The organism is Lysinibacillus sp. FJAT-14222 (assembly GCF_001278875.1).
GTDB lineage: Bacteria > Bacillota > Bacilli > Bacillales_A > Planococcaceae > Lysinibacillus > Lysinibacillus agricola.
Window position 1 is genome coordinate 16,341 of the sequence record NZ_LIYL01000018.1, and the last position, 12,075, is coordinate 28,415.

A 12,075-nucleotide genomic window follows, 5' to 3' on the forward strand; every position below is an offset into this window, starting at 1 on the left:
TCATATTTGTTTCACCTCCCTTTTTCTTAAATATAAACGAAAAATGTTATAATTTAACGAAATATTCTGAAAAGAATATTTAGGGGGTGAATGGATTGGGTAGCGAGAAAACTATTTAAAATTGTATCTCAAAGTATATTTTCAAATTCTGAATAAAAATATAATACAAGCTCACTAACAAGTACAAAATCTAAACAATCGCTAAGCATTTATATTTCAAAACCATATAAGAAAAAACTCGATTTCAAACTTGAAATTGAGTTGAAGATTGAATAACTTTACGTTGTATGAATGGGAGGCTAATATTGATTTTCTTAAGTCATCATATTGCTACAATAATCCAGATAAATGATAATAAATTAATGTTTTTTCGTTAGATATAAAGGATAAATACTAAAATGCTCCGAAGTATTCTACATATACAATATTATGCGAGGTGAATATTATGAATAGAGGAAGAACTTTAAAAGAGATTCGAAAAAATAAAGGGTTTAGTCAACTAATCCTGTCAAAAGGGATTATATCTCAAAGTACATATTCAAAATATGAGGCAGGTAGAATTGATATAGACGTTGAAAAATATATAAAATTATTAAATAAATTAAATATTTCCCTAGAAGAATTTGAATATATTCATAATGAGCGTATTTACCGAAAGAAAAAAGATATTGTACAACAATTTTTTTTTCTAAATCATAATGATATAGAAAAACTAACCCTTTTAAAAGTTAAAACAGCTGAATATTTACAAATTGAAAATGATTTAGAGATTAAAGAGATTCGACTTATTTGTGAAGCGCTCATACAATTAAATCAGGAAAATTTTAATGAAGCAAAAGAGATTATTAAGCCCATTTGGGAGCGTATTTCAAAATATGATCAGTGGTATTTAAGTGATATTCGTTTGATCAACACGGTTTTATTTCTATTTCCAACAGATATAGCAATAGAATTTACACAAAATGTCTTAAAAAGATTAAACAAATATAATAGTTTTAGAGATACAGATTTATTAAAATCTGCGTTTAATATTAATTTGTCACTGTTAGTAATAATGAGCGAAGACTATTCTACAGCCCTTTCTATTATTAATGATTCATTAAGTCAGTATAAAAGAAAAATGAATTACCATATACTAGCTCTACATTTTTCAAGAAAAGCTATTTGTCATTTCCATCTTGGTTACAATGACTCAACAATTTTCTTGGAGAAAGCCTTTCAACTCATAGGACTATATGAAGATGATGAATATTTAGAAAGAATTCAATCAGAATTTATTAAATATACAACGATTCATGATCAAGAATTAAAATAGTCATTAGCATATAATAGGTGCAATTCTTCATTTTGAAGGGTTGCATTTTTGGGTAGCTAGAAACCATACCACTATGAAGGGAAAATACATATACTGTGGACCTTTTGAGGTTAGTGAAGTTATGCAAAAATAAAGTAAGGGGGTCAAGGAAGTGTTTAATGATTTTAAGCTTTTAAATAATCGTCCAGTTTATATTCAAATAAAAGATTATTTGCAAGAAATGATTATGAAGGGACACTTGCTGGAGCATCAGAAGCTTCCATCTACCCGTGAACTTAGTAAATTATTATCGGTCAGTAGAAATACGATACTGAATGCATATGCAGATTTAGAGCAAGAGGGCATCATCTATGCAGTGAAAGGAAAGGGGAATTTTGTCGGGAAAGTCGAAACGTTGAAAGCTGCATCCATCGAATTTAATTGGAAGGAAAGGCTTAATAACGTTACCTTGTTAGCTGATGAATTAGATTTAATGAAGCAAGACATTCACTGGGAAAAAGGCATGATTTCCTTCAATAGTGTAGCCCCCGAAGAAAAGCTTTTTGATGTGGAAAATTTTAAAAGAGCCTTTCTGACCCGTATGTCCCTTGAAGGAGATATCGTTTTGAATTACGGATACGCAAAGGGCTATAAACCTTTAATCGATTACCTTCTTCACTATATGGAAAGGAAAGGTATAGATATTTCCAATAAGGATATTTTGATCACGAATGGCTTTACCGAAGGATTGGATATTTTATTATCTTCCTTAGCTAAAAAATCCGGACGTGTTATTTGCGAAAATCCTACTCATCATGCTGCATTAAAGCTTTTTCGCTTACATGGATTTGATATCCACGGAATCGACATGAAAGATGACGGTATCGATATTGAACAAGTTGAGAAAAGTTTATCGGAAAAGGAATTTGATTTTGCCTATTTAATCCCGTCTTATCATAATCCAACTGGCATTGTTACATCCTCTGAAAAAAGAGCTGACATTATTAAGCTTTTTTCAAAATATCAAATTCCGATTGTGGAAGATGGCTTTAATGAGGAATTACGTTATTCAGGCTCCCATTTAGCGCCGTTAATGACTTTTATCGGTGCGGGTAACAATGTTATTTATATTAGTAGCTTTTCAAAAATTCTTTTTCCTGGCTTACGCGTTGGGTGGATATTAGCAGATAAGGAGCTCATCGACTGTTTGGAAAGTTTGAAAAGAGCACGTACTATTCATACATCAACACTAGATCAGGCTGTGCTTTATCAATATTTGCAGGACGGGTATTTTGAAAAATATTTGAAAAAGGCTAGATCCGTCTATAAGAAAAAATATGAACTAGCTCGTCAAGCTTGCAAGCAATACATTCCTTTTAAAAGAATGACCGGTGATGGGGGACTCCATCTCTTTATTGAGCTAGAAGAAGGAATTAATGCTCGTACGCTTTTGGAAAAGTGTTATCAAAGAGGAGTTGTTTTTTATCCTGGGGATGTTTTTTACAGCAATGGCGAAGGCAGTAACACATTTCGATTAGGATTTTCTCGACTAAAAGAAGAGGATATTGTGCGCGGTATTAAGATTATTGGTGATACCTTGAAAAATGAAATGGGGAGTTGAAATTATGAAAGTTGGCGTTATTATGGGGGGCGTTTCTTCGGAAAAGCAGGTCTCTATTATGACAGGGGAAGAAATGATTGCTCATTTAGATAAGGGTAAATACGAAGCGGTAGCTATTAAACTAAATGAAAATAATACGGCAGAGCTTTTTGAAAAGGTAAAAGATATCGATATTGCGTTATTAGCACTACATGGCAAGTTTGGAGAGGATGGCACGATTCAAGGTGTACTAGAGACTATGGGTGTTCCATATACAGGTAGTGGTATACTTTCAAGCAGTATTTGTATGGATAAAAATGTTTCGAAAAAAATTCTACGTTATGAGGACATCGAAACACCAGATTGGCTACATTTTTCGAATGGCGAGGAGCTTCAATTAGAGGATTTAGACAAAATGGGATACCCGTTAGTAGTAAAACCAAATTCGGGTGGCTCAAGTGTTGGAGTAAAAATAGTTTATGATAAAGATGCCTTACTAACATCGGTTGCGGAAGTATTCAAATGGGATTCTGAAATCATTATTGAGAAATATATAAAAGGTGAAGAAATAACATGCTCCATTTTGAACGGGGAGCTATTACCGATTATTTCGATTCGCCATACAGCGCAGTTCTTTGACTATAAGGCAAAATATGAGGATGCTGCTACGATAGAGGAGATTATAGAACTTCCACCTGCTGTACATGAACGAGTTGCCGAAGCAGCAAAAGGTTGCTATAAAGCATTAAAGTGTAGTGTTTATGCCCGAATCGATATGATGCTCAAGGATGGAATCCCATATGTCATGGAGGTTAACACGTTGCCAGGGATGACAAAAAACAGCTTACTCCCAAAAAGCGCATCCTCGGCAGGAATGTCTTATACACAACTTTTAGATAAGATTATTGAAACTTCCTTATAGGTTAGGTGAAATGGGGATCATTGAAGTATGAGTAGCTAAAAGTTCAATAAAAAAACACCTTTAATGTTGATATGGGATTAAACCCATTTCCAACAAAAGGTGTTTTCTCAATTGTTTAATTAAGCCTTAGATAATTCAATAAATCCATGGCCGAATACATCTCTTACATCGTGAATAGCAATAAAGGCATCCGCGTCTATTTCTTTGACGATTTTCTTTAGTTTTACAACTTCCTGTTTACTAATGACAATATACAGAATTTCTTTTTGTTCCTTCGTATAATAGCCATGGCCTGATAGGACCGTCACGCCTCGATTCATAAAACCATTCACATGACTGGCAATCTCTTCTGGTTTTTTCGAAATAATCGTAACTGCCTTTTTGGGATTTACACCTTCAATAACAAACTCCATCACCTTCGTTCCGACATAAAGCATAATGACAGTAAGCATTAATGCTTCTGCTCCGATAATAAAGTAAGATGAAAAAGCAACAATTAAATCAAAAAACAATAAACCGTAACTAATACTCCAGCCTAAATATTTGTTCGTCATTCTAGCTAAGATTGTTGAACCTGCTGTTGTTCCACCAACTCTTATAATTAAGCCTATACCAACTCCAGCAAACACCCCGCCAAAAATAGCATTCACAATAATTTCATTTGAAGAAATCGACCACGATTCTGTTAAATGTAAAAAGAGTGAATGGAGGGTTACTGCAATAATCGTATAAATAGTCGTTTGCCTACTTAAAAATTTATAGCCAACTACTAATAAAGCTGCGTTTAGACCAAAGCTCACAATACTTGGCGACCATCCAAACAGATAATACGCGATAATTGTTATACCTGTTACGCCACCTTCACCTAAATCATTAGGAATAACAAATAAGTTTACAGCAAGCGCAAAAAGCAGCGCCCCAATCATAATCATTAAAATATCTATAATGTACTTCTTCATATACACACCACCATAACAATTTGAATTTTCCCTAAGTACATACTATATCAAGTTCCATTCATTTTATATACTTTTTGTTAATGTTCGTTTGTGATAAATCTATAATTGTTAGTATGCCCTTTTATCACGGAAAAGGCCGAATGGAAGAAATTGTTGATGAAGCTGCTATTAAACAGCTATGTGGAAGTACGATCTAAGAACTTAAAGCTGCTAGAGCTCTTTTAGTTTTTGGAGAATCGTACCTTATTTTACACTACATATTCAAAATGTAACCTTACTAATAACGAATTAAAAAGTGTTGAATGGGGAAATTTAGAGGAAGTTTAATTAAAAAAGGAGGATGATAAATGATGGATACTCATGTAAGGACCAAATTAAAAATTCATAAGCCTGCCAATGAGGTATTTGAAGCTATAGTATCTCCAGAAAAAATCGGGAATTTTTGGTTCTCAAGTAGTTCAGATAAATGGGAAAAAGGAAAAAAGATTGCTTTAAGATATGATGAGTACAATGCAAAGGGTGTTATTACTGTGCTTGATATCGAGGTTAATAGGACTATTGTGTTCACTTGGGGAGAAGAACATGGAGAGGGAACGGTGGTTACAATTACATTTATAGAGGATGATTCAAATACAATTATTGAAGTAGTTGAATCAGGACTAAAGGAAGATGATCCAGAAGTAGTAGCAAAAATGATGGGGCAAAAAGAAGGTTGGGTGTATACATTAACCTGCTTAAAGGGTTATTTAGAAAACGGAGTAACCAACTTAAGAGCTTCATTAATTCATTAAAGGGTGCATTTTATGAAATCGATAAAAGAAATAGAGGAGCTAGCGCTTGATCTAGTTTAGATTTCTTACTGCTAATTAGATTGAATTTAAGTACATTCCCTCAACAAGTTGCATAGGATAATCTTATCATCTGTGAGAGGATTGAGAAAATGTACTACGTTCCTTATTATGGAAATATGCCGATGTATAACTATGGAGATCAGCCTGTTTATTGGACTCATCCTAACCAGATAGGGTATGCGAATAGAGCTGACCCTTCTCGTTCTTCCAATGGAGGAAGCAATGTATTAAAAGATTATGGAGCCCAGCCACTTGTCATCAACCTTGAAAATGCAGCTAAGCAAAACGATACGTATCGCACTGCTCTGTGGACAGGAAAGAAATTGCAGGTCACTTTAATGAGTATTAATGTTGGCGAAGATATTGGTTTGGAGATACACCCAGATGTTGATCAATTTCTATATATTGAACAGGGCGAGGGACTTGCTCAAATGGGTCCTAGTAAAGACAATTTAAATTTTGAAAGAAAGGTCTATGATAACTTTGCTATAATGGTGCCTGCTGGAACATGGCATAACGTCACAAATACAGGGAATATGCCACTAAAACTGTATTCGATCTACGCTCCTCCTAATCATCCATTTGGTACTGTACATGCTACTAAAGCAGACGCTGAGGCCTCGGAAGCAGGATACGGACAGGGCAAGGAATAATCAATTTAGCTTTTTTCCCGATAATACAAGCATAATAAAAAAAGACAACTCTTACTTAGAGAAGTTGTCTTTTTTGTCGCCGTTTAAATGAAATATATATAGATAATAAGCCATTCAATGTTAAAAGGGTAACTACTATTATAGTCAAAAATGCAATATCAGGAGCAAAATATCTAATGGTGCGCCAAGGTGTTTCTATACTATAGCTTAATAATGGAATTGAGATAATGGCCAAAACTAAAAGTATAAAACCGAATATACGCGACACGCCTCTTTTATTCACTTTTTTAACTTTAACCTTTATTAAAATATAAATAATCATCACGAAGAGTAAACATATTATAGCAATTATTGTGATTTGAAATGTTGGCTTATATTTAGGTGCGTCAACGGGCTCTTTTCCATTTAAAATATCTATAATCCCTTGTTTCAAGTAAAGAAGTGACTTTTCCTCAAATATATGACTTTTGTTAGTGAGAATCACACCGCCCCAATCGGTTTCTGGTATATAAAATACTTCTGAGCGTGCGTCAGGATTTGAACCAGAATGCCAAATCATTTCTTCTTTAGAATCTGTATATGAGATGCGTACACCAAGGCCGTAATATCGATATTTACTAGTTTGAACAAAAGGCGATATATAAAGGTTCATCGCATTTTTACTTAAAAAATTATTATGCTCATGTTGACTAAGAAGTTTAATGTACTGCACTATATCTGTTGCACTTGCCGTTATATATCCATATGGTGCCCCTCCATTATCATAGGTGACTGCGCTTTTTACAGGATGACCAAGCCATGATTGATAGCCAGATAAGTATCCTTTTTCATAGGCCATGCTACTATTAGCGGCTGCATTTTTCATTCCTAATGAAGAAAAAACCTGTTCCTCCATATATTCAGAAAATGTTTGATTGGTCACCTCTTCGATGAGAGCGCCAAGAATAGAAAAGTTAGCATTACTATACTGATGCTTTTCTCCAGGTGCAGCCGTCAACTTAACGTTCGATAAACTTTCTACATTTTCCTTTATAGCACTCAAATCATTAGATTCCTTGTCCGATATAGGTAAGCCAGAATAAGTACTTATCCCACTTGTTTGGGTAAGTAAATGTTTAATCGTTATTTGAGAAGCGGCTTGTTTATCTTTCAGGGTAAACCACGGCATATGCTTTTGAACTGGATCATCTAATTGAATAATACCTGCATCAACCAATCGCATGATGGCTAAGCCCGTTAGTGATTTACTAATAGAGCCGAGTACAAATGGAGTTTCAGCAGTTACCTTTTCTTCAGATTCTCCCGTTACGCCCCATGATTTGGAATAAAAGATAACATTTTTATGAACAATAGCAATAGATGCCCCAGGAATTCGCTGCTCTTTTAAAAAGTTTTCAACATACTTATCTATAGTACTCTTAACGTCTTGTTCTGCGGATTCTACGGAGATTTGTGAGACTGGTTGAAATAGATAGAACGGAATTAATAATAAACATACTAATATAGTTTTATATATTGGAGTTGTTTTCATTGTTGTTTTCACCTATTTCCTCCAAAAAAATTTTCCTCCATAATTTCATAGCCATAACTGTTAATCCATGAAGTGAATTTAACAAAAATATACACTTCTATAAAGAATATGATATTTGTTGTGAAAACTATTCGAGAGAACATAGACTTTAAAAGTAACATACAATACTTAACACATAATGATTTACTCTTTCACTACTTAATCCAAAGCGGTCGGCAATCAACATAGCCTAACGAATTAAATTGGATATCCTTAATCATAGGATGGAAGATGCGGCTCTTAATAGGATGATTTAAATATAAAATAAATTCTCTTAAATGGTTTTGTATAGGGAGTTATGAAATAAAGGGCTATAATAATGGAAATATAACTAATAGTGTGAAAGGGTGGTTTTAACATGAAAAGAGAATTCATTATCGAATATGAAGAACGCCTGCGACAAGCGATGCTAAATGGAGATGTCAAAGCTCTGGAAGAACTTATTGATGATAACCTTATTTTTGTAAATCACTTCGGACAAATCTTAACGAAGGAAGCGGATATTGAAGCGTATCGTTCTGGGATACTGAGTTTTACAACAATCAATTTTTTAGATCAAAAAATAATTCTATTAGAGAATTCGGCCGTGACAGTGACAAGGGCTACCCTAAAAGGAACATTCGGCACAGAACCAATTGAAGATGAAATGTGTTATTCACGTGTTTGGAAACAGAATGGTGAGCGTCTAATTATCGTGTCAGGCCATTGTAGTTCTGTTCCGAAGTAATTTTAAGTATATGGAAAGGGGCTATTCAGTTTATAGCCCCTTTTACTCTTTCTAGTCCCTTTTGCTTTGGGATAGCATTTATTAAAACGTATGTCCTGTATATAAGTTGATTTTCGTTCCGGCTGGCGACTCCTTGGGGATCAGCAATAGAGGAACGAAGGCTAAAACCATCACCTCCTGTGATAACGCCTTCGTGACCAACATCCTGTTGCTGCCGCTACGTTGCACTGCGCTTTCGCACAGAAAACATTTGTTGCCCCGACGCCTCCAGGAAGCTTTGCTCTGCGCGAAAGCGAAGCGTCAGCGGCAAATGTTTTATCTGTGCGAAAGCGTAGCGGCAGCAACAAATGTTTTATCTGTGCGAAAGCGTAGCGGCAGCAACAAAGCGCCCAGCCGGAACGGAAATCAACTCTACGTTATGGAGATGAGCCCGATATTATTCATTGGAGGATGGTATGTATGGAATATAAACTTTTAGTAGATGAAATTGAAGATTTAGTGGAATTATTAACTCAAAACAAGTGGATTTATCATACTGATCAAAATGTGAAAGAGGAGTCCGTTCGAAAAGGGTATGCAGAAGGATACTATCACAGCGATCGCGAAACATATTGGATAATTGATAATGATGAAAAGGTAGGGATTATCATCATTCATGACATAAGCGATACAATCCCATTATTTGATATGCGTTTAGATGCACGTTATAGAGGAAAAGGATACGGAGTAAAGACACTCCTTTGGTTACAAGATTACTTGTTTGGAGAAAAAGGTAAGATTCGTATCGAAGGCTATACAAGAGTTGATAATATTGGTATGAGAAAATGCTTTACGAAAGCTGGCTTTGTGAAAGAGGGCTATTTAAGAAATGCCTGGGAAAATGCAGATGGTACTATAACTGATAGCATCCTATATAGTGCAATTAAAGACGATTGGACTTTAGGCAGAATAACTCCTATTAAGATGGATGATGTACCTTTTTAAAATAAAGGAAAGGTAGAAAAGGACAATGCGGAGTCACTACATTAGTTGTAAATGATATTCTTGGAGGCGAAATTTATAAAACGTGGCTTGATGAAGGCTGGCATTTCTACAATATCCTAGATGGGGAAAGAAAGGATCTTACACAAGAACAATTTACATACAACCCTGAATATCAGGATGTTCGTTCAAACAGGGAAGAAGCTTTTCAAGATACGAATGATAGTCAATACAGGTATCTAAAATCACAGGTTTATGAGAATTTAAGAAAAAGCTATGAAATGTTGATATCAAAACAATTTCTGCTAAGTCTTTAGACAAACGCTACCCGGATTGCAAATAGCTATATGGTAAGCAAGACCCTGACATCCAGCATTTTATGTGAAGTATCGAAACGTCTAGTTTTTCTCTTCAAGAAGAGACTTACCTTGGATGAAAAATAAACAAACCTATTTAGGATGGATATTCTTATCATGTTAATTATAGCTATATTACTATTTTAGGTCAGTTTGTCTATTCATGAGGAGCTGTTGATTTTTCACGGAGAGTGGCGACTCCTGCGGGATGAGCTTGCGCAGAAAGCCCCGCAGGAACGTAGTGACGAGGAGATTGAAGCCAAGCCCGCGGAAAGCGCCAACTCGGAGTGAAAATCAACCTTTGTTTATTGATACGCATTATTTTATAGTTATTTTTTTATCTACAAGCTGAAGCAGAGATGTTGATACTATAACATCTCTACTTTTTTAAAAAACATTAAACAAACATGTTGACGTTAATTAAACCATCGTGTTATTATTATCTCGAATTCAAGATAACTAAATTCAAGATAAATGAATTCGAACCTTTTAATCCATGTAGAAAGTTTTTTTACATCACAGGGAGGTAATCATAATGGGTTTTTTAAATAAATTATTTGCTTCAAAAAAAGAGGAGGAAAAAACAATGGCAGAATTAAATATCGGAATTATTATCGGATCAACACGTGAAGGTCGAGTAAGTCCACAAGTAGCACAATGGGTAAAAGAAATCGCAGATCAACGAGGCGATGCTAATTATACAATTATTGATATCGCAGATTACAAATTACCTTTACTAGGTGAACCAGGGCAAGATGCTTCAGGCGCTCAAGCTTGGTCAGAAATTATTGCAAAACAAGATGGGTTTGTATTTATCGTACAAGAGTACAATCATTCTATTACAGGTGCTCTAAAAAATGCACTAGATTATTTACGTGAAGAATGGAATAACAAAGCTGCGGGGATTGTTTCTTATGGGTCTGTAGGTGGTGCACGTGCAGCTGAGCATTTACGTGGTATTATGGGTGAGCTTTTAATTGCAGATGTCCGTGTACATCCAGCATTGTCACTATTCACAGACTTTGAAAATGGTACTGATTTTAAACCAAAAGCAGTGCAAACAGATTCTGTTAACCAAATGTTAGATCAAGTAATTCCTTGGTCAAAAGCTTTATATACAATTCGGTAATCGTATTCAAAGATTTAGCTAGAACGGTATTGGGTAAAGTATAGGTGAGAAAATACATTTAGTCATGAAGGGGCTTGTTAACATGAAAAAACATACTGCGGGTATTCACCATATCACAGCCATTGTAGGGCATCCACAAGAAAATATTGATTTTTATGCTGGTGTATTAGGCTTGCGTTTAGTTAAACAAACAGTAAACTTCGATGATCCTGGCACATATCATCTTTACTTCGGTAACAAAGGTGGTAAACCTGGTACAATTATTACATTCTTTCCATGGGCAAATGCTTATCAAGGACGTATTGGTGATGGCCAAGTTGGCGTAACTACTTATGTTGTACCAGAAGGAACACTACCATTTTGGATTAATCGTCTTGCAAAATTCACTATTCCATTCCAAAAAGCTGAACGCTTTGGTGAACAAGTATTACAATTTGATGATCCACACGGACTTCATATTGAATTAGTTGCACGTGCAGAAGGCGAATTGAATGAATGGACATTTGGTGAAGTAACTCCTGAGGTTGCCATTAAAGGGTTTGGCGGTGCAACACTGTATTCAAGTCACCCAGAAGAGACAGCAAAGGTATTAACTGAAGTTATGGGTCTTGAAAAAGTAGCAACAGAAGGCGAGTATACTCGTTACAAATCCAGCGCAGATATTGGCAATACGGTAGATTTAAAAGTTGTTCCTGGTATGCGCGGTCAAATGGGCGTTGGAACAGTTCATCATATTGCCTGGAGAGCACAGGATAATGTGGATCACCTAGAATGGCAAGAGTATGTAATGAATCATGGACAACATGTAACCGAAGTGAAAGATCGTAATTATTTTAATGCGATTTATTTCCGCGAACCCGGTGAGATTTTATTTGAAATTGCGACAGATCCACCTGGATTCGCTCATGATGAGACACCTGAGACAATGGGTAGCCAATTAATGTTACCATCTCAATACGAACAGCATCGTGAACAATTGGAAAGAACATTAATTCCAATCGAAGTGCGTGCACTAGATTAAAGGAGATGGGAC

At 35.3% G+C, this 12,075-nt stretch carries 12 protein-coding genes and 1 pseudogene; 11 read left to right on the forward strand and 2 right to left on the reverse strand.

Going from position 1 to position 12,075, the window contains the following annotated elements:
* The first annotated feature begins 445 nt into the window (after positions 1–445).
* From AN161_RS07850 to AN161_RS07860, 3 genes are all read left to right on the forward strand, one after another.
* On the forward strand, positions 446–1,315 hold the full coding sequence (locus AN161_RS07850) for a helix-turn-helix transcriptional regulator (RefSeq protein WP_053593810.1): 870 nt from the start codon (positions 446–448) through the stop codon (positions 1,313–1,315).
* A 151-nt stretch (positions 1,316–1,466) separates the two neighbouring features.
* Positions 1,467–2,915, forward strand: coding sequence for a PLP-dependent aminotransferase family protein (locus AN161_RS07855; RefSeq protein WP_053593811.1), 1,449 nt, complete (start codon positions 1,467–1,469; stop codon positions 2,913–2,915).
* A gap of 4 nt (positions 2,916–2,919) precedes the next feature.
* Positions 2,920–3,816, forward strand: a complete 897-nt coding sequence (locus AN161_RS07860; RefSeq protein ID WP_053594028.1) for a D-alanine--D-alanine ligase — start codon at positions 2,920–2,922, stop codon at positions 3,814–3,816.
* 119 nt (positions 3,817–3,935) lie between these two features.
* Here the strand turns inward: AN161_RS07860 and AN161_RS07865 are convergent, their stop codons facing one another.
* A complete protein-coding gene (locus AN161_RS07865; RefSeq protein WP_053593812.1) occupies positions 3,936–4,775 on the reverse strand; it encodes a YitT family protein in 840 nt (279 codons plus the stop codon).
* A 347-nt stretch (positions 4,776–5,122) separates the two neighbouring features.
* Between AN161_RS07865 and AN161_RS07870 the strand changes: the two genes are divergently transcribed.
* Positions 5,123–5,566, forward strand: a complete 444-nt coding sequence (locus AN161_RS07870; RefSeq protein WP_082339985.1) for an SRPBCC family protein — start codon at positions 5,123–5,125, stop codon at positions 5,564–5,566.
* 149 nt (positions 5,567–5,715) lie between these two features.
* The gene (locus tag AN161_RS07875) at positions 5,716–6,279 is read left to right on the forward strand and encodes a cupin domain-containing protein (protein WP_053593813.1); all 564 of its coding nucleotides are present in this window, start codon (positions 5,716–5,718) and stop codon (positions 6,277–6,279) included.
* Positions 6,280–6,334: 55 nt separating this feature from the next.
* Here AN161_RS07875 and AN161_RS07880 read toward each other — a convergent pair whose 3' ends face one another.
* Positions 6,335–7,810, reverse strand: coding sequence for a serine hydrolase domain-containing protein (locus AN161_RS07880; RefSeq protein WP_053594030.1), 1,476 nt, complete (start codon positions 7,808–7,810; stop codon positions 6,335–6,337).
* Positions 7,811–8,207: 397 nt separating this feature from the next.
* Here AN161_RS07880 and AN161_RS07885 point away from each other — a divergent pair, with 397 nt between their 5' ends.
* The 6 genes and pseudogenes from AN161_RS07885 to AN161_RS07900 all read left to right on the forward strand — a co-directional run bounded on the left by AN161_RS07885 (position 8,208) and on the right by AN161_RS07900 (position 12,063).
* Positions 8,208–8,576, forward strand: coding sequence for a nuclear transport factor 2 family protein (locus AN161_RS07885; protein WP_053593814.1), 369 nt, complete (start codon positions 8,208–8,210; stop codon positions 8,574–8,576).
* A 253-nt stretch (positions 8,577–8,829) separates the two neighbouring features.
* The gene (locus AN161_RS28670) at positions 8,830–9,054 is read left to right on the forward strand and encodes a hypothetical protein (RefSeq protein WP_143114667.1); all 225 of its coding nucleotides are present in this window, start codon (positions 8,830–8,832) and stop codon (positions 9,052–9,054) included.
* The gene (locus tag AN161_RS07890; RefSeq protein WP_053593815.1) at positions 9,036–9,560 is read left to right on the forward strand and encodes a GNAT family protein; all 525 of its coding nucleotides are present in this window, start codon (positions 9,036–9,038) and stop codon (positions 9,558–9,560) included. The genes AN161_RS28670 and AN161_RS07890 overlap by 19 nt, the downstream gene beginning before the upstream one ends.
* Before the next feature lie 17 nt (positions 9,561–9,577).
* Positions 9,578–9,874 (forward strand): annotated as a pseudogene (locus tag AN161_RS30550) (hypothetical protein); the annotation flags it as partial.
* 574 nt (positions 9,875–10,448) lie between these two features.
* Positions 10,449–11,042 (forward strand): NADPH-dependent FMN reductase, encoded by a 594-nt coding sequence (locus tag AN161_RS07895; protein ID WP_053593816.1) that lies wholly within the window; start codon positions 10,449–10,451, stop codon positions 11,040–11,042.
* 82 nt (positions 11,043–11,124) lie between these two features.
* Complete coding sequence (locus tag AN161_RS07900; RefSeq protein WP_198926856.1) at positions 11,125–12,063, forward strand: ring-cleaving dioxygenase; 939 nt, start codon at positions 11,125–11,127, stop codon at positions 12,061–12,063.
* Positions 12,064–12,075 lie beyond the last annotated feature (12 nt).